The organism is Pedobacter sp. WC2501 (assembly GCF_052682415.1).
Window position 1 is genome coordinate 4,213,009 of record NZ_JBQZFI010000001.1, and the last position, 19,300, is coordinate 4,232,308.

Here is a 19,300-nt window from a genome sequence, read left to right on the forward strand (position 1 = left end):
CATGTATCAAACCATTATTATTAATTTTCCGGGCGGGATCATATCACCGGGCAATCTGTACAACATTCTGGTTGCGGCGACAAAAGCGAGGATTCAGTATGTTCGTTTCGGCCTTCGCCAGCAGTTATTGCTTGATACTACAACCTACAATATTGACATCTTTACCTGTGAATTGGATAAACTTGGGATCGACTATGAAGTTGACAATAATAATTTCCCGAACATCATCAGCTCATACCCGGCAGAAGAAATTTTTATCCGTAAAACCTGGCTTACTGAAGGCGTATATAAAGATATTCTGGATGACATCGATTTTAAACCCTCAATAAAAGTAAATATCTGCGATAGCGACCAGAGTTTCACGCCAATGCTAACAGGAAATATTAATTGGATTGCCTCTTCACAATCAGAACATTACTGGCATTTGATTATTCGCTTTCCTAAAACCAACGTAACCTACGAATGGAATCAACTCTGTTATACTAATCACATTGCTCAGGTAACCAAGTCGTTAGCAGTCATTATCAGAAATAACCCAACACGTTTCATAGATAATGCTCTGGCTAATGGCGAAGAGCTTTTTGCACTTTTAGATCAACAAAATTTTATTCTTAAACCAGCCGAAAACACGGTATCCCTATCTTCATTCAACCTACCTTATTACGAAGGTTTAAACCGCTACAATAATAAATATTGGCTGGGTATTTACAGGCGCGATGAACTGTTCAGCATTGCATTTTTAAAAAAACTATGTCAGCTTTGTTTAGATACCAAACTCGGTCAATTGTGCTGTACATCCTGGAAAACCATTATTGTAAAAGGGATAGACGAGAAAGATAAAAACCTTTGGAATGCCTTGCTTGAAGAATTCGAGATCAATATGCGGCATGCGGCCAACGAGCTAAATTTTCAGGTGGAAGATAACTGCAACGAAGGTTTAGCATTAAAAAGCTTCCTGGTTAAACATTTAAGCATTGATGATACCCGAACTTTTGGCATTTGTTTAGGAATTAAAACCCGAAAAAAAAGTGAGGTTTTTAGTAGTATTTTGATCCAAAAACGTCATCTCATTAATTTGTTGGGTATAAAACTGTTCCCTGTTTATGATATTTTGTGTGCGAAAGATTTTAACCCCAACGAGCGTACCGGTGAAATCTTTAGCCGGAGCAATCCCAGTTTTCTACTGCCAGAACAACTTAGACGCGCTATATTTAAATTTTACAAATACCGTTTAAATGCAATTAACACAGGGAAACAAAAACAGAACAATCAAACAGAAGAAACCGCAATAAAAGTTGGCACTTTTTTATATCAATGTAACAATTGTTTAACTGTGTATAACGAGCGGATCGGGGAAATTGAAAATAATATCAATCCAGATACGGCATTTAAAGATTTACCAGATGATTATTGCTGCACACTTTGCGAAGGAAAGAAAAGTAATTTCACTAAAATTGATCAATCCGTATTACAGCATTTGTAAAAACACAATAGGGATCTTCATGTTGAATCATTTAAATACTTTCGCATTTCCATCCAGTTAGGCCATAGCACGGTATCCTCGTTCTACTTAAATCCGGCCTAACAAATTTTTCGGGCGGCACTGTTCTGGCCGAACAACTGGCTTCAAAAGAAAACGGCGAAGCCCTCATGAATGCAACTGAATTTATAAACAACAAATGAATAAATTTTCAGCCGGCATTTTTTGTCTCTTTTTGATGCCAAAAAGAGAGAGCCTTTCGGCGGCGGCGAGCCGAGGCAAGAGCGTGGTGTATGCCAAAAGCAACCAATTACACGTCACTAATATTGATTTTATAAAATAAATTATATCTCAGTGTGAGGTTAGCTATTTATCTCCTCTTGCGAGTTAAAATTCCCGAAATAACGGTATTCATGGTCATCTACGCTAATTTCACAAACCCGCAAATTACTTAAAGTGTATTTCATGCTGTGCCTGGCTAATCCATTGGATTTTAGCAGCTTTATAATATTCTTCAATCCTTCCGCTTTATAAATTCCACACAAGGGCTCCTGTTGCCCATCTTTGGTAAAGATATAGGCATCGAAAGCATCATCATCTTTGGCGGAATGGATAAGTTTTTCCAACAATCTGGTTTCCATCAACAAAATATCGCAAGCCAATAAAAATAAATCTTCTTCAGGATTGGATAGATGAGCAGAAAGCACGCCCAATAATGGCCCTCTAACATCAAGCGAAGGATCATCGACAATCAGCTGCTGATCGTTGAAATAACCGGCATAAGTGGGTTGCTGCAATGGATTAATTGAAAACTTTACAGGGAGATCAAGCGATCCCAATTTATCAGCCGAAACCTGTGCCCATATTTTATCCTCAAGGTTAAGTAATCCCTTATCAGTGCCCATGCGCAAACTTTGTCCGCCACATAAAACGATTCCCAACATATAATTATCAATAATTAAAAACTATTTATCAGTTAAGCCGAACAAAATAAACGTTTAGCAAAGACACTTCGACTACGCTCAGTGTGACACAGCGAATTTTTAAAAATTAAAAAGTATAAACCTTAATTATTTACTGCTCAAATCTATTAACCCTGCCTCGTTTAAAATGCCGATCTGCTTTCCATTAACTACCACTAATTTTTCAGCGAGTAACTCATTCATTGTTCTAAAAACAGTTTCATAAGTTGCGCCGGTAAAGGCAGCCAAATCCTGACGGCTTAAAGCCAGATTTAAAAATCCCCCTTCGTCTAGTCCAAACTGATCTCGCAATCCTAAAATGGCTACTGCAAGTCTTCCTTTTACCGACATTAAAGCCAAATTACGCATTTTCTTTTCCGAAGCATGTAGTTCGTCTGCATAAAACATCAATAAACCATAGGCAAATTCCTGGTTTACTTTTATGGTGGATTTAAAAAATTCGATATCTACAAAACAAAGTTTAGTGGTTTCTAAAGCCGTTGCTGAGATTGGGTAGGTAGAAGTGTTGCTGCTGATTCCCCGATGTCCGATTATGGCGCCATCATTTGCAAAGCGTAAAATCAGTTCTTTATCTCCCCATTGTTTATGCACTTTCACATTGCCTGAAGTTACAAAATAAACACCACTAACAGGATCGCCTTCTTTGATAATCAACTCCCCTTTTTTTGCAATAAAATTCCGTTTATGACCTTCAATAGCAGGATGCCATTCTTTTAATGTGAGTTGGCACATAAAGCAGGTTTTAAGATCGCAGCTATTGTTTTTCTTCATATTTATCAGGGATGTTGGGTAAAAATAACAAATGATTGCACAATTTTATGCTATGCCACACAAATTCGGCGGTTCTTCACTATTGTTGAAAATTTTATAAGAATAAAACTAGCTGAAATAGAACACTTAGCATTTTTTATTTACACGCTTGCAACAAAGAAGTTTAAAGATATGCCTTCAAATGATAATTTTGTGTTATGGCAAATACAAACGTTAGAAAATCAATCCAGAATAAGATCGAATCATTAGGTAAGGAAATTGAAACCTTACAATCAGAATTAAAAAGATGGGAAAAAATTGCAGCCGATTATGAAACCAATTCGGAAAGTATTGATTTGATTTTATCGATACAACTACCTGAAAAACCTGAACCAAAAGCTAAGAGGGTAAAATTGTAAAAGTTTAAACATTAAGAAGCTGTATCATAATTGTATTCAATCGAATTTGTCACGTCGAGCCTGTCGAAACGCCTTGTAAGGCATTTAAAACAGGTTCTTCTACAAACTCGGGATGACAATTCTATATTTATGATACAGATTCTTTCTTTTATCGTCACCCTCACTTATAATTTATAATAAAGAAGTCGTAACTGATTGTTCTCCAAACGCACAACTATTCAAAAAGCTAAAACCCTTTTGCATTACAACATGTTATCCATATACAACAAAAACAATGGATATGAAAAAGTTAATGTATGTAATGGCCATTTCGACCCTAGCCTTTCAGGCCTGTAATGGTGGAAATAAAGATGCCAAAGAAAGTGCCGACAGTTTAAATAGGACAAAAGATACCACCACAAATACCACAGCTACAGGTGGAATTGCAGTTGAAGAAGCTGATGCTAAATTTACTACTCAGGCAGCTGTTGGTGGTATGGCAGAAGTAGAATTGGGAAAAATGGCCCTCGAAAAAAGCAGTAATCCGCAGGTTAAAGAATTTGCAACCATGATGGTTAAAGACCATGGTATGGCAAATACCGAATTAATGGCGATAGCAAAACAAAAAAACATTACGCTGCCAAGTACAGTAGATGATGAGCATAAGAAAAAAATGGAAGACCTAAGCAAAAAAACAGGTGCAGATTTTGATAAAGCTTATGTAAGCGCAATGGTCGATGGACATAAATCTACCTTAAAATTAATGGAAGATGAATCAAAAGATGGAAAAGACGCAGATCTTAAATCTTTTGCAACTAAAACTGCACCAATTGTTCAAAGCCATTTAGTCATGATCAATAAAATAAACGACAGTATGAAATAAGACTGCTGAACGTATTAAAACGCCTGACATGTATGACGTTTTAATACGTTTTTTTATTACTGAAATTTCCTTTCCATCTGTCTATATCGCAATCTCAAATGTGTTTATAACTTATATTATCTTAAACTTCTGGCGGGGTATGCCAATCGATAAAGGTTTTTCTCTTTAACATTTCCAGGTACGGGTAATTTCCGTTTAGTTGTTTACGCTGTTTTAGTTCATATAAAAAATGTCCGCCTAAGTCAACAATAATTTTAGCGGTAGCTAAATACCATACACTATGCGGCTGTTTCCAGCAAAAAGAATATAGGTTTGAGGTGAATTTAACTCCCTGTAAATCCGGATGGTAAAAATTAAGTATTTTTGGATTGGGTATTCCCTGCATTACCTCAGCTTTTCTAACCATTGAAAGGTGATCGGAATGGCAGAACTCATAATGCTTTAGTTTCGGATCATCCACATCAGGCAGGTGTTTCAATATTTTAAAACCTTTAAATTTTTTACCATTTAATACCCATATCAAATTTGGGTAAAAAGCCTCTCTGCTATTCAGTTCGGCAAGTGTTATGGGAGAGTTTTGAAACTCGATGGTATAACCCGACGGGGTAAAAATATCTGCCCGGTGAGTATCTGAATTTGCAGTATCATAGAAGGCAACCTCTCTAAACGACGGTGGAAAAGCCAACTTCCAATCCCGGTGCCACACCGTTTCTTTTCGGTAATGTTCCTTTTTAAATGAAGAAACATCCGGAACGATTTCAACATGATGTAGATCTTTTCTTATTTCACTATTATCCATTCTCTAGCCACACAATACAAAAACAATTATTTTAGGGAAGCACAAATTTAAACTAAAATTTTTAGTACAAAAATAAACTACACCTCTAATCAGAATAATATTTAAATCATTATGATTGAACATTAGGCAAATACCAACTAACAATAAATTTAATTCGATCTGCTCAAAATAGAATGATAACTTTGTAGGATGACCATCCAAGAAATACAGCAGCTAGAAGATTTTTTTACCCAAGCAGGAAAGCAAGAGGTTCCAATTTATCTGAATCAGGCTACCGTAATCACCGATTATGCCCATTTTTTGGAAAGTCATTTTATGCCTTTAAAGCTTAATCCCGAAGCAAAAGTGAACCTGCCAATTATGCATCGGCTGAAAATGTTAAAGTTATTGATTGAATCTAATACATAAAAAACGGATTAAAAAATGGCTTGTTTTAAAGGTGAAGACCAAATTGATCTGGTTTTTTTCTGGCCGTTAAGCCCCATTTAATAACGGGTTTGTGTAACCTTTTAAAACTTAACCTACTTTAATTTTTAAAATAAATATTTCCAACTATATTGGGCGTAATTGGTTATTCTTATACATTGCTCCTTATTTATGACTAAAAATATATTCATTGCTTCGGCCGAACCCTATACCGGAAAATCAGTAATTGCTTTCGGGATGATCAATATGTTACTGGCAAAAACCCAGAAAGTAGGTTATTTTAAACCGATTATTGCACAAGACGATCCGAATAAAAAAGATGAACATGTAGAAGCGATGTTAGATTATTTTTCGCTTCCTGTTAAATATGAAGATGCTTTTGCCTTTACCCGGCAAGAAATGCTCCATCAATCAGAAGATAGCGGAGCGATTATCAATACCATCATCAGTAAATATAAAAAACTAGAAGACAACTACGATTTCACCGTAATTGAAGGAAGTGATTTTTTAGGAGAAGGCATGGCATTTGAATTCGAATCGAATGCTTTAATGGCCAAAAACTTAGGTGCACCTGTTTTAATAGTGGTATCAGGGAAAAACAAAACGGCAAGTCAGCTTTTTAAATCAGCTATTAATATCTACCGGAACTTCCTGTTGCGTGATGTACAGGTATTAGGTGTAGTGGCCAATATGGTGAATCCGGAGGAAGCGGACCGTATTAAACAAGCTTTAATTAATCAGTTACCGGCGGAACTGCTTATCGCCGTTATTCCAACTGAAAATGGTCTGCAAAGTCCAACCATGAACGAAATTACTTTAGCCTTAGGTGGCGAAGTGCTTTTTGGCTCTGAATTATTAGATAATCAGGTTGATAATTTTGTAACGGGCGCCATGATGTTACCTAACTTTTTAAGGCACATTAAAGATAACCTGCTTATTGTTACCCCAGGTGATCGCGGTGATATTATTATTGGGGCGCTTCAGGCCAATTTATCAGCCAATTATCCAAAAATCGCTGGTATTGTTTTAACCGCAGGCAGCTTACCTGATGAGCCAATTATTAAATTGATTGAAGGTTTACAGACCATTATCCCAATTATTGCTGTACAAAAAGGAACTTTTGAAACCACTACAACCATTGGTGGCATCCATTCTAAAATTACGATCGAGAATAAGAAAAAAATTGCGTTAGCGATAGAACTTTTCGAAAAGTATGTGGATATTAAAGCACTCGATGATAAAATTATCACCTTCAGCTACCAGGGCATTACGCCACACATGTTCCAGTACCAATTGGTTAAATGGGCCAAACGTGATAAAAAACATATCGTTTTGCCTGAAGGTAATGATGAACGCATTTTAAAAGCAGTCGAAAAACTTATCACCCAGGAAATTGTAGACATTACACTCTTAGGTGATCCGATTGAAATTACCAACAGCATTAAGCGACTCGGATTAAATTTAGATACAAACACCTTAAAAATTCACAATCCTGGCCGTTCTGTACATTACAACGATTATGTAGATACCTTGCATGAATTGCGCAAAGCCAAAAATGTTAATCTGGAAATGGCCAGAGACATGATGACTGATGTTTCTTATTTCGGTACAATGATGGTTTATAAAGGGGATGCTGATGGAATGGTTTCGGGTGCCGTACATACCACACAACATACCATCAGGCCGGCTTTGCAGTTTGTTAAAACCAAACCCGGCGTATCAGTGGTTTCTTCTATTTTCTTTATGTGCCTGCCGGAGCGTGTTGCCATATTTGGCGATTGCGCGGTTAACCCCAATCCTACTGCCCAGCAATTAGCCGAAATAGCAATTTCCTCAGCAGAGAGTAGTGCAAAATTTGGCATTGAACCCCGTATTGCCATGCTTTCTTATTCTTCCGGAACATCTGGTGAGGGTGAAGATGTAGAACGCGTAAGAGAAGCTACCGCAATAGTAAAAGCAAAACATCCGGAATTAAAAATTGAAGGCCCAATACAATATGATGCTGCTGTAGATCCACTTGTGGGTAAACAAAAACTACCGGGATCTGAAGTGGCAGGTAGAGCAAGTGTGCTTATCTTTCCCGATTTAAACACAGGTAACAACACTTATAAAGCGGTACAGCGTGAAACCGGGGCATTGGCAATTGGCCCAATGTTACAAGGTTTAAACAAACCAATAAACGATTTGAGCCGTGGCTGTACGGTAGATGATATTTTTAACACCGTTGTAATTACAGCGATTCAATGCCAGGATATTTAATATGAACATTTTAGTAATCAATTCGGGAAGTAGTTCCTTAAAATACCAGCTTTTTAAAATGCCCGAAAAAGCGCCAGTTTGCAGTGGGCTGGTAGAACGGATTGGCATTGAGGGTTCGTTTATAAAACATACAGTTTATGCCAATAGCGAAAAACACAGCATAGAAGAAGCAGGTTTTATAGCCAACCATGGTGAAGCTTTAAAACAGGTTTTGGCACTATTAACACAGGGAGAATACGCAGTAATTACAAGTCCTGATGATGTTACAGCTGTTGGTCATCGTGTAGTACATGGTGGTGAACATTTTTCTGGTCCTACAATTATTACTGACGAGGTAAAACAGCAGATCAAAAAGTTGTTTTCACTTGCTCCATTGCATAATCCTGTTAATTATAAATGTATTGAAGTAGCCGAAGAGACTTTTGTAAACGCGAAACAAATTGCGGTATTCGATACGGCATTTCATCAAACGATACCAGAACAGGCCTATCGTTATGCTATTCCGGAATGGTACTACAAAGAATATGGCATCAGGGTATATGGATTTCATGGCACCAGCCATAAATATGTAAGCGAACAGGCGATTAATTGGTTAAACAAAAAAGACAGTAAAATAATCAGCATCCACTTAGGAAATGGCTGCAGTATAACTGCCATTAAAAATGGTAAATCAATAGATACTAGCATGGGTTTTGGCCCTTTAAGTGGCTTAATGATGGGCACACGTTCCGGAGATATCGATCCATCTGTTATTTTTCATCTGATGGAGCATTCCGGATATACCTTAGAGCAACTAAGCACCCTGGTTAATAAACAGTCCGGGCTTTTGGGTGTAGGTGGATCGAGCGATATGCGCGACATCAGAAAAATGGTAAATGAAGGAAATGAAGCTGCAGTTTTAGCCCTTAAATTATATGCTTACAGGATTAAGAAATTTATAGGGGCTTATGCTGCTATATTGAACGGCATTGATGCTATTATATTTACCGCAGGGGTTGGTGAAAACGACAGCAACATGCGTGAAGCTGTATGCTCAGAACTGAATTATCTAGGTATCGAAATAGATCCGGTTCAAAATACAGGCTATAATGGCGAATTAAAAGAGATTAACGCAGCCGATTCAAAGGTTAAAATATTGGTTATTCCAACCAATGAAGAATACGAAATTGCACATCAATGTTTTGGGCTTATAGGCTAATTGCAAAACTTCCGAAGTTTGGGGTAAAAGACTTCCGAAGTTTGCACTATGGCCTTTGCGCTTTGCCAACTTCGGAAGCCTTGCCAAGCCTATCTCCTTGGTCTGTGTCCTCACAGACCGCACTCATAAATCCATACCATCACAAAACTTCTTAAAGTGTTATGCGCTATCAAACTAATCTGAATTAAATTTATGGTCAGTGGCTCACCGACCATTGAATAGGGAAAGACTTCCGAAGTTTGCACTATGGCCTTTGCGCTTTGCCAACTTCGGAAGTCTAGCCAGGCTTAAGAAGTTTCTAAAATAGACAAAATATTACCAGCAGGATCTCTAAACCAGGCAATGTTTGGTCCTCCGTTTCCACGTGAGATGCCTTTATTGTCTGTTTTTAAATACTCTTCATTGTAAATCTCGAACTTTACTCCCTTGGCAATCAATTCGTCGGCAGCCTGATCGATATTTTCTACAGGAAAGTTAAGTACTGTGAAAGTTGCAGGTACATGATTTGGCTTTGGATAAAGTAAAACATTTGCTGATCCGGGAATAACCAATTCGATTAAGCCCATTGGATTATCTTTAACTTCAATATCCAATACTCCCTGATAAAAATCTTTTGCTTGCTGTACATCATCTACTGAAAATGAACTGAATGCTTTTGAGTTTTGTAACATAAAATCTATTTATTAATCAATTTTTATGAGAACGAACAGTTAAATTTAGCGGATAAAAATAATAGTAACCGGCTGCATAAGCGGCAAAGTACGGGTTCAAACGAGACAATTTCCTTAGCTTTTCCAGGCACCCAATAAACGCCTGATGACAACAATCTCGGCAATATGATAAGCATTATGATCGGCAATTTGTAAGGCTTCACGTAAGATACTTTGTCCATCACCATGTGGAATTGGCACATATAAATCTGAAGAATCTAGCAAAGCTATAAATTCTTCCAAGTCATCATCAATCTGTTTTAGGGTATTGTTCCAGGCATGTTCATCTTGAGGTGCCGGTTCTTTCGGCCAATATTCGTCCGGCCATTTAGGCGATTGATGCGATCCATCCTTACTAAATTTAAGCATATCCCACTGAGCGATTCTAATGTGTTCGGCCAATTGCCAAATACTGTATGGTAAGTTGTAAGGCTTTTCGCCCAGGAGATTAAAAGTCAGGTTAGCGACAGCATCTTTAAAGCCTACATGTGCTCCACCCCCATTTAATAATTTTTTAAGTTCTGTAACCAGTATTGATGTTTGATTTTCCATAATAACATTAGCATTGTATTAACCTAACAAATGCGATTCTCATAGGTTTGTATAAAAATTAATTTCGGGGCAGCATTTATTTTTTTAACGCACAATTCTTTTAATTTTGAGCATGAACCTATCTTTTCCGATCCTCACCGCATATACCTATCTCAACACGGCTAATTCAGGCATTTTATCTACCAATCTGGCAGAATGGAGAACTAAACATGATCAAGACTTTATTGCCGGCGGAAGTATTTTCAGAATGGAAAATCTGCCCATTATTACGGAGGTTAGAAATAACATGGCTAAACTCTTCAGTTCAAAATCTGATAACACCTATTTGGTTCAGAATTTCTCAGTTGGTTTTAATACTTTATTAAGTGGGTTAGACAAAAAACATCGTTTTCTATTGCTGGAAGAGGAATATCCATCGGTGAGTTACCCTGTTATCAGCATGGGTTTTGATTATCATAGTATTCCAATCGACGAAAAACTAGAAGAGAATATCATTAATGCCATTGAAAAATTTAAACCTACCGTACTGGCATTTAGCATGGTGCAATACATTAGTGGCTTCAGAATGGATGAGGATTTTATCCGGAAACTAAAAACAAGCTACCCTGCCCTTTTATTAGTTGGAGATGGAACTCAGTTTTTGGGTACTACTGTCTTTAATTTTGAAAAATCAGGCCTTGATGCTTTGATCGGAAGTGGTTACAAATGGCTTTTAGCCGGATATGGAAACGGTTATGCCTTGCTTTCCGATCAGATGAAAGATGCCATTTATAATAAAAACAAACTGGCCGAATTACCTACAGCGCCTTTCTTAAAAGGCAAAGATCATTTATCTATGTGTTTCGAACCCGGGCATCTGGATACCTTAAACTTCGGCACGTTAAACGAAAGTTTAAATTATCTTGGTTCATTTGGTTTCGATTGGATTGAAAACACCACACAGGCAATTTCTAACAAAGCCAGGTTAGCCTTAAATTCAAGAGGGTTAATTCCAGATTGGATATTGGAGAGAAAATATCAATCTACTATCATGAGCATGCCGCTTGAGCAGAAAATGGTAGACAAAATCGCTGCTGCCAAAATTCTTTGTTCACCAAGAGGAGCAGGCACAAGGATTTCATTCCATTTTTATAATACGGAAGAAGATTTAAATCAATTGCTCCACGTTTTGGATAGCCACAGTTAACCTAATTTCCAGATCGCATCTAAAAAATATTGATGCTGATCAAAGAAACGTTTAAGCGGTTTAAACCCGGTTTTTTCTGCAAGCCGATCAATATCATTAAGTGAATACTTTTGTGATATTTCCATAAAAACATACTCGTTTTCTGCAAAGTGAATGGCATTTTGACCAATATTAACAATCTGTTTTTTTAAACTGATAAGGTAACTTTTACAGGCTCCTGATTCGGGATCGTAACTGGCATAATGCTCAAAATTGTCCAGGTCGAAATTGCCATCTAACTCTTTATTGATGCGCTGAAGCAAATTGAGATTAAATGACCGGGTAATTCCACCTTTATCATTATAGGCAGCTAAAATCTGTTGGGGATTTTTTTTCAGGTCGAATCCAATTATTAATAAATCCTTTGGGGAAAGTAGTTCTTTTAATGTAGAGCAGAATTTTCCGGCATCGGTTATACTCATGTTTCCGATGTTTGCCCCCATAAAAAGCACTACTTTTCTGCGATCAGATAATTCTGTAGCATTTTTGAGCATATCAAAATAATCACCATTTAAACCTTTCATATTCAGTCCGGGAAGTTTTTGAGGTAAACTTTCTTCCAGATCTGAAATTACATGCTCGGAAATATCAATCGGGAAATAACTAAATTCTGCCTGGTTATTTAACAATGATTTGAGCAGATGAATAGATTTTGTGGCATCACCGGCACCAAGTTCGATTAAATCAAAAGCACTCCCATCAGCTGATATCGCCTGAGAAATCTGGTCGGCCTGGTATTGCAGAATTTCCATTTCTGCTTTGGTTAAATAATATTCCTCCATTTCCATGATCTGCTGAAAAATACGGTCTCCGGTAGCATCGTAAAAATACTTAGAAAGCATAAATTTTGGTTCGGATTGTAAGCCTGCTAAGGTTTCTTGAAGGAACTGTGTTTTGTTGTCTGTTTTTGTTTCGATAGTGGTGGTGGTCATGTTTATACTATTTTACTAATCGGATGCCTGTATATTGCCATCTTAAATGCGGGTGGAAGAAATTTCTATATGTAATTCGTGAATGATTTTCTGGCGTAGCGGTTGACGCGCCACGAAGCACTTTCTGGTTAACCATAAACTTTCCATTGTATTCGCCAATGGCGCCTGGTGCTTTACTAAAACCAGGATATGGCAAATAGGCGCTTTCAGTCCACTCCCATCTTTCGCCCCAGTTGAATTGTTTGGCTGCTATTTCCCATTCAAATTCAGTTGGTAAACGCATGCCGCTCCAACTGGCATAGGCATAAGCTTCATAATAACTGATGTGGCTTACCGGCGCATTCGGATCAATTGGCAAAAGCCCGCCCAAAGTATAATTATACCATTCTCCATCAATCAAATGCCAGTACATGGGTGATGTGATGTGGTTGCTTTTTACCCAATCCCAGCCCTCAGAATGCCAATAACTAAAATTTTCATACCCTCCTGCATTGATAAACTCCAAAAACTTAGCATTGCTTACCAGGGTTTTACTAATGGCAAAATCGTGTAGGTAAACCTTGTGACTGTTTAATTCATTGTCAAAGCTGAAATCTGTTCCATCATAACCAATCTCATAAACACCTTCGGAAATATTGATAAAGCTGGGTTCTGATTTGTTTATGGTTAAAACTTCTTTTCTATCTTTCGAATAGACGGGAAAAAGCGGATTGTTACCCAAAATAAATTTAATATCAGTAAGTAACAGTTCCTGATGCTGCTGCTCGTGGTTAAAGCCTAAAACCAATAATTCCTTAACTTCATCCTTTAAAGGTGTGTTTAAAAAAATTGTCATGGCTTCATCTACATAAGCCCGGTATTGGTAAATTTCGTTCACGCTTGGCCGGCTTAAATTACCACGATCAGTACGGATTACCCGATTGCCAACGGTTTCGTAATAACTATTGAACACGAAATTATAATCATCGTTATATACCTGATAGTTAACCGAAAACGGCTTCAATATAAAGGTTTCGAAGAACCAAGTGGTATGCCCCAAATGCCACTTAGGCGGACTTACATCTACAACAGGCTGCACCACATAATCTTCAGTTTGTAAAGGTTCACAAATCTGCTCGGAGTATTTCCGAATCTGTAAGTATTCTTCTAGCAGTGTCATTAATTTTTATCCAGATAGTTCTTAAGATCTGTGATGCTATTAACATTCAGATCTTTTGATTGTTTTTGCCGCATCATTAAAGCATAAGAATTATTAAAACCGATTGGTTTTAGCCATTTGATTTTAAATTTTTTCTCAAATTCAGCATTTACATAGTTGTAAGTTTTCTCTTTATCGTGCGCCATTTCCTTTGCAATTTTTGGGTTTGGCTGCAACAAAACAAGAAGACCTGTCCCGGTATATTCAGGGTAAAAGTCAATCTGATCGTTCATCAGCGCATCAAAACATATTTTCGTTCCACCGAGTCCCGTTTTGGTAGACACCCCGTAATCTGTATTACCTTTAATCAACATGCTGTACATTTCAGCTAAAATGTATTGTTCACCAAAAATCTTTGATCCTATCCTCACTACTCCATTATTTCCATTTTTAGGCGCTTTATACAAACCATTGCTGATCAGGAAATCCTTTGCGACACGTTCTGGTGTTTGATGCAGGTAATCTGTTCTATAATTTAGATCGGTCATTACTGAATCAGTTATTTTGCCAGCTAACAGATTTAATGTTTCTTCCAGCTTTGAAAATTGTTTCAAGGCTTCATTCCTTACTATTGGTGCTGCATAGTAAGGCGGAAAAATATTCTTATCGTCTTTTAAAATTTTCAGATCGAAAGCTTTTAAGCGGCCATCGGTAGAATAACCACTGATTACATCCAGTTCTTTTGCAAAAGCAGCTTTGTACATCACTGCATCGCTGATCACGATGGTATGTATTTTTAAACCATAAGTTGATTTTAATCCGAGGTCGCCATCCTGCCTGCCCATAAATTCGGGAGTAAATCCAGCTGTTAAAGTAGAGCCATAAGCGGTTGGTAAGGCATAAAAACCACCCAAAATCAAAATCACGACAGGAAAAACGTACAAGGCTTTCCTCAGCTTCTTAAAATCCATTTTCTGGACAAGTGAAAGTAAGGCATCCAGAATAATGGCCAGTAAAGCAGCAGGGATAGCCCCTGCTAAAATCATATTGGTATTATTAAGCGAAATACCGCCAAAAATAAACTCGCCTAAGCCACCCGCAGCAATAAAAGAGGCCAATGTAGCGACGCCCACATTAATCACTGTTGCAGTACGGATACCGGCCAAAATAACGGGCATAGCTAGCGGCAATTCTACTCTTAGTAAAATCTGGCCTTTACTCATCCCCATGGCCCTGGCAGCTTCTTTAACATGCTGATCGATGCCAATAATGCCCGTATAGGTATTGCGGATAATCGGTAACAAGGCATAAATAAGCAGTGCAACGATAGCCGGTTTGGCACCGATCCCTAAAACCGGGATCATAAAACCCAATAAAGCGATGCTTGGTATAGTTTGCAACACCCCTGCAATGCCCAAAACCGTTCCAGAAAGTTTACGCTTTCTCGCAATCAATATACCTAATGGTAAACCGATGGCAATAGCGAGGATTAAAGAAATAAAGGTTAAACCTACATGCTGTAAAGTTTGACTGAGCAGTTTATCAGACTGCCCTGACATAAATTGCCATAAGGTTTGCTGTTGCTCATTCATGCAGTTGTGCGTTTTGGTATTGATTAAATCCTTTGGTTAACTGCTCGAAATTGATCGATTTGATTGCCTCATCAGCGCCTGAAACGAAAAGCTCAGACTGGTCATTATTCCTTAATAATTCCATGGCTTCCCATATACTTAAATCAGCAGAGTTACTTTCTCCCTCATGAATGGTTTCTTCAGGTAAATAAGTCCAAATATCCTGGATATTAATTACTTTAAACTCTAAGGCCAGCCTTTGTCCAGCGAGAAAATTCCTTGCAAAATCGTTTATAGGCCGATATAATAATTCTTTGGGTATTCCAATCTGAACTACCTCACCTTTATCCATTAAACAGATCCGGTCTGCCAGCTCAAAAGCTTCCTGAACATCATGTGTCACCATCACAATCGTTTTTCTTTTCAACTCTTCGAGTGCCTTAAATTCTTTTTGGATACTGGTACGCGTAACGTTATCTAAGGCTCCAAAGGGCTCATCCATCAGCAATACCGATGGATCGGTAACCAACGCACGGGCTAGCCCTACGCGCTGCTGCTGTCCGCCACTTAACTCATGCGGATACATCGCCAGCGTGCTTTCCGGTAGATGAAGTTTTTGGATCAATTCCTGCGTACGGCTTTTAATTTTTTGCTTGTCCCATTTCAAAAGTTTAGGTACAAGTGCAATGTTCTCCGCAATGGTATAATGAGGAAAAAGACCAATATTCTGCATCACGTAACCTATACCCTTGCGCAATACATCAGGATCCTGATCAGTAATGTTTTCATTATTGATCAAAATCTGGCCTTTATCGGGCTCAATTAAACGATTGATCATTTTTAAAGTGGTGGTTTTACCACATCCACTGGTACCTAACAATACCAATGTTTCCTTTTCGGCAACTTTAAAAGAGACTTGCTTTACCGCCTCGGTATCTCCAAATTTCTTGCTTATTCCTTTTAATTCGATCATATTATTTATCGAGTTTCATAAATAAGTTATTCAGCGATTCGGTATAGGTAGGGTGTGCAAAAACGCAATACCTGATCCTATCGTAAGTAATGCCGCCTTCCATTGCCATTTGCAGAACAGACATAATTTCTCCGCCTTCTGAGGCCAGGATAGCAGCACCCAAAATCTCTTTAGTGTCAGCATCTACAACTGCTTTCATCAGTCCCAAAGTTTCGTTTGTTTCGATACCGCGCGCAACATTCGACATTGGCAGAACGGCGACCTTATAATTCAACTTCTTTTCTTTAGCTTCTTTTTCTGAAATGCCAATCCGCCCAAGCTGAGGGTCGGTAAACATGCAGTATGGTATCGGCCGATCGTGAATAGAATATTTCGTTCCTTCAATCAGGTTAAGGTAAACAATGGTATAGTCATTATAGGCGATATGGGTAAAGGCAGGCCCACCTTTTACATCACCCAATGCATAAATTCCTTTAATATTGGTTTCCAACTTTTCGTTCACGATTACATGTCCTTTATCATCTAATTTAACACCACAATTTTCGAGGCCTAAATCAGCGGTTTGCGGTATGCGTCCGGCTGCAATTAATACATGACTTGCCGTAATGTTCTTTTTTGTTTTATCCGATTGGATTGAAAGATGAAGCTGTTTTTTATCCTGACTGATTTTATCAATCTTCACAGCCGTAATGATTTCAATCTTTTCATCCGTTAAGATTTCGGTAAGGGCTGATGAAATATCCTGGTCTTCTTTAGCCAATATGCCTGATGATTTTTCCAAAATGGTTATTTTACTGCCAAAGCGATTAAACATTTGCCCAAATTCCAGCCCGATGTAATTGCCGCCGATCACCACCAAATGCTCTGGAACGGTTTCAAGATCTAAAATTGTTGTGGATGTAAGATAATCAATTTCATCAAGTCCTTCTATATCAGGTATGGCAGTTTTTGCACCAGTATTGATAAAAATCAAATCAGCAGTTACTTTTTCTTCACCACCATCGTTAAGGGCGATGGTTAACTCTTTTTCAGCGCTGAATTTTGCTGTTCCGAAAATGAGCCGGAGTCCCTTGGTATTGTTAATTCCCTTTTCTGACGATGCCCTAAACTGTTCTACAATATCATCTTTGCGCTGTTTTATCTTCTTGAAATCAATTTTGATGGTTCCAACTTCTACGCCAAGTTCAGTTGCTTTTCTGGCTTGATAAACTGCCCTTGCAGAAGCAATCATAGCTTTTGTTGGTGTACAACCATCGTTGATACAGGTACCCCCAACCAATCTTTTTTCAATTATGGCTGTTTTTTTACCCGCTTCAGCAAGTTTTTTGGCTAATGGTGTACCTGCCTGCCCCGCTCCGATAATTATCGCGTCGTAATATTTCATTGATAGGATTTGTTTTGTTGTAATGATAACCTGAATAAGTAGATCAATGTTTGACCAGGAATAATTTATTCTTTAACTGGAATATTATTAAATTTTAAATAAAAAAGTTACAAACTATATTCAAAAATCTACGTTAAATAACCATAGACATTTAATTGATAAACATAAACCAGACCGCTATGTATACTCAAGCCGCAGAAAATACGAACCTTACTGTTTATATCCAGGACGATACTTCTATTGAAGATAAAAGAGAAATTTTGTTGAATGGTTTATTGGATGACCTTAATAACGAGACAGAGTCTTTTAATTAGGCTTTTATACAAGGTTAGTGAACACGTATGTTAAAAGCAGCTGGAGATAAAACCTAAGCCAAGTAAATAACTACTTTGGGTTCATTGGATTACTTTCATAACCCAATATTACTCATTTATTTAGAACCCGATTTACAGCATTTTCGATATCTCCCGCATGATTCCATATGTAAACGTAAAATAGAGCAACTGTAACAGAAACCATATTACCTATTAAATAATAGCTGTTAAATTTTTCTGTCTCCCCTGTTTTATCGTCATGTTTTAACCTAGTTGCTAACTTTAATGCACTAAAAAAAGTTAGCGCATGAGGAATACCATTAAACATAAAGATTGTCAGAAAAAGACGTTCGATGAATCCTTTGCTAATTGATCTAATATCTATTTCCGACTTTTTGTAATACTGTTGTGCAATAAGTGAAAACAAAAAGGCAAGTATTAGCTCGCATGTGATAATCAGTATGCCTATAATTAAGATTGAGATCATGGTAATTCTGAGATGTAATTTATTAATGATTTAGCTGAAAAGTACTCTTCTATTTTAAGGCTTTTTTCTCTTTTCCATATTTGAGAACGAGTTTTCCCTAATTGTTCTGCAACAACTTTATAATCCCTTAATTTAATGAATTTGGTAATCAGATCATAATCTTTGCTAATTTTCCAATTATCAACGATGCTTTGATATAAAAACATGCTATTTACTAAGGCTTCACTTTTAGTTTTATTTCTAAGATCAAAATAATACCTAATGTTTGAGTTCTTGTGTACTGCCAGTGCTTCACGCGCCTGTGTTAATCCATCACCAAGCATTTCATAGGCAATGGTTTTATTAATTGGTGTATCTATTTTTCCTTCAACCAATACAAATCTTAATTTAAATCCAGCGTTGAGATGTATAATTTTCTCCTCAATAGAAAATATCAATTTCACAGCTGCTTTAGCATCATTAACTATTCCCTGGAATTCATCTCCTAAAGTAATTGTCATCGGAGATAGCATGAGTTCATTATTTTCATAATTAGTTTCACTAACTACTGTTTTAAAGTTACTCATGAGTTTATTTTGATCACTTCTTCTACTATCAACTATATCCGCCATTAATACAAAGTAGTCTTTCATATCATCTTTTTAATTTACCATTAATTATATCAAATATAATGAAATAATTAATATTATTTCACAATTAATGACATAAATTATGTTATTTCACAAAAAGTGAAATAACTACTTAATTCATATTTGATCTATAAAGTGATTTCAAAGAGTAACTATATGTGAATATTAAAATTAAGAATAAGTAAGTCAATCGGCTTCCAGTCCAGATC

19 protein-coding genes are annotated in these 19,300 nt (G+C 37.3%); 8 read left to right on the forward strand and 11 right to left on the reverse strand.

Annotated elements, in window-relative coordinates; translation table 11 throughout:
- Position 1 precedes the first annotated feature (1 nt).
- Entirely contained in the window at positions 2-1,483 is a 1,482-nt protein-coding gene (locus tag ACUN24_RS17795; protein WP_445563720.1) for a rubredoxin, read from the forward strand.
- A gap of 359 nt (positions 1,484-1,842) precedes the next feature.
- Here the strand turns inward: ACUN24_RS17795 and ACUN24_RS17800 are convergent, their stop codons facing one another.
- Positions 1,843-2,424 (reverse strand): molybdenum cofactor guanylyltransferase, encoded by a 582-nt coding sequence (locus tag ACUN24_RS17800; RefSeq protein ID WP_445563721.1) that lies wholly within the window; start codon positions 2,422-2,424, stop codon positions 1,843-1,845.
- Positions 2,425-2,550: 126 nt separating this feature from the next.
- Positions 2,551-3,234 carry a Crp/Fnr family transcriptional regulator gene (locus ACUN24_RS17805; protein WP_445563722.1) on the reverse strand — a complete coding sequence of 228 codons (684 nt, stop codon included), beginning with the start codon at positions 3,232-3,234 and terminating at the stop codon, positions 2,551-2,553.
- A 197-nt stretch (positions 3,235-3,431) separates the two neighbouring features.
- Between ACUN24_RS17805 and ACUN24_RS17810 the strand changes: the two genes are divergently transcribed.
- Complete coding sequence (locus ACUN24_RS17810) at positions 3,432-3,632, forward strand: hypothetical protein (protein WP_315422576.1); 201 nt, start codon at positions 3,432-3,434, stop codon at positions 3,630-3,632.
- Positions 3,633-3,912: 280 nt separating this feature from the next.
- Entirely contained in the window at positions 3,913-4,494 is a 582-nt protein-coding gene (locus ACUN24_RS17815) for a DUF4142 domain-containing protein (RefSeq protein ID WP_445563723.1), read from the forward strand.
- Between the two features lie 121 nt (positions 4,495-4,615).
- Here the strand turns inward: ACUN24_RS17815 and ACUN24_RS17820 are convergent, their stop codons facing one another.
- Positions 4,616-5,293, reverse strand: a complete 678-nt coding sequence (locus ACUN24_RS17820) for a competence protein (RefSeq protein ID WP_445563724.1) — start codon at positions 5,291-5,293, stop codon at positions 4,616-4,618.
- Between the two features lie 189 nt (positions 5,294-5,482).
- Between ACUN24_RS17820 and ACUN24_RS17825 the strand changes: the two genes are divergently transcribed.
- From ACUN24_RS17825 to ACUN24_RS17835, 3 genes are all read left to right on the forward strand, one after another.
- Positions 5,483-5,701: a DUF6965 family protein gene (locus ACUN24_RS17825; protein ID WP_445563725.1), complete on the forward strand. Its 219-nt coding sequence runs from the start codon at positions 5,483-5,485 to the stop codon at positions 5,699-5,701.
- A gap of 189 nt (positions 5,702-5,890) precedes the next feature.
- Positions 5,891-7,978: a phosphate acetyltransferase gene (pta, locus tag ACUN24_RS17830; RefSeq protein ID WP_445563726.1), complete on the forward strand. Its 2,088-nt coding sequence runs from the start codon at positions 5,891-5,893 to the stop codon at positions 7,976-7,978.
- Position 7,979: 1 nt separating this feature from the next.
- Positions 7,980-9,176, forward strand: a complete 1,197-nt coding sequence (locus ACUN24_RS17835) for an acetate/propionate family kinase (RefSeq protein WP_445563727.1) — start codon at positions 7,980-7,982, stop codon at positions 9,174-9,176.
- 287 nt (positions 9,177-9,463) lie between these two features.
- On the opposite strand, the gene ACUN24_RS17840 is transcribed toward ACUN24_RS17835, so the two are convergent.
- Positions 9,464-9,847: a VOC family protein gene (locus ACUN24_RS17840; RefSeq protein WP_445563728.1), complete on the reverse strand. Its 384-nt coding sequence runs from the start codon at positions 9,845-9,847 to the stop codon at positions 9,464-9,466.
- 114 nt (positions 9,848-9,961) lie between these two features.
- On the reverse strand, positions 9,962-10,438 hold the full coding sequence (locus tag ACUN24_RS17845) for a DinB family protein (protein WP_445563729.1): 477 nt from the start codon (positions 10,436-10,438) through the stop codon (positions 9,962-9,964).
- 112 nt (positions 10,439-10,550) lie between these two features.
- Here ACUN24_RS17845 and ACUN24_RS17850 point away from each other — a divergent pair, with 112 nt between their 5' ends.
- Complete coding sequence (locus tag ACUN24_RS17850) at positions 10,551-11,624, forward strand: aminotransferase class V-fold PLP-dependent enzyme (protein WP_445563730.1); 1,074 nt, start codon at positions 10,551-10,553, stop codon at positions 11,622-11,624.
- Here the strand turns inward: ACUN24_RS17850 and ACUN24_RS17855 are convergent.
- From ACUN24_RS17855 to ACUN24_RS17875, 5 genes are read right to left on the reverse strand one after another with little or no spacing between them, the layout of a single operon-like run.
- Positions 11,621-12,595 carry an L-histidine N(alpha)-methyltransferase gene (locus tag ACUN24_RS17855; protein ID WP_445563731.1) on the reverse strand — a complete coding sequence of 325 codons (975 nt, stop codon included), beginning with the start codon at positions 12,593-12,595 and terminating at the stop codon, positions 11,621-11,623. The two genes, ACUN24_RS17850 and ACUN24_RS17855, sit on opposite strands and share 4 nt — an antisense overlap.
- 7 nt (positions 12,596-12,602) lie before the next feature.
- A complete protein-coding gene (gene egtB, locus ACUN24_RS17860) occupies positions 12,603-13,754 on the reverse strand; it encodes an ergothioneine biosynthesis protein EgtB (protein WP_445563732.1) in 1,152 nt (383 codons plus the stop codon).
- Complete coding sequence (locus ACUN24_RS17865) at positions 13,754-15,325, reverse strand: ABC transporter permease/substrate-binding protein (RefSeq protein WP_445563733.1); 1,572 nt, start codon at positions 15,323-15,325, stop codon at positions 13,754-13,756. The genes egtB and ACUN24_RS17865 overlap by 1 nt, the downstream gene beginning before the upstream one ends.
- A complete protein-coding gene (locus tag ACUN24_RS17870; RefSeq protein ID WP_445563734.1) occupies positions 15,318-16,277 on the reverse strand; it encodes an ABC transporter ATP-binding protein in 960 nt (319 codons plus the stop codon). Before ACUN24_RS17870 ends, ACUN24_RS17865 begins: the two co-directional genes overlap by 8 nt.
- A gap of 1 nt (position 16,278) precedes the next feature.
- A complete protein-coding gene (locus ACUN24_RS17875) occupies positions 16,279-17,661 on the reverse strand; it encodes a mercuric reductase (protein WP_445563735.1) in 1,383 nt (460 codons plus the stop codon).
- Between the two features lie 179 nt (positions 17,662-17,840).
- Here ACUN24_RS17875 and ACUN24_RS17880 point away from each other — a divergent pair, with 179 nt between their 5' ends.
- Positions 17,841-17,975 (forward strand): hypothetical protein, encoded by a 135-nt coding sequence (locus tag ACUN24_RS17880; protein ID WP_255511958.1) that lies wholly within the window; start codon positions 17,841-17,843, stop codon positions 17,973-17,975.
- Between the two features lie 483 nt (positions 17,976-18,458).
- On the opposite strand, the gene ACUN24_RS17885 is transcribed toward ACUN24_RS17880, so the two are convergent.
- Positions 18,459-19,094 (reverse strand): SatD family protein, encoded by a 636-nt coding sequence (locus tag ACUN24_RS17885; protein ID WP_445563736.1) that lies wholly within the window; start codon positions 19,092-19,094, stop codon positions 18,459-18,461.
- Positions 19,095-19,300 lie beyond the last annotated feature (206 nt).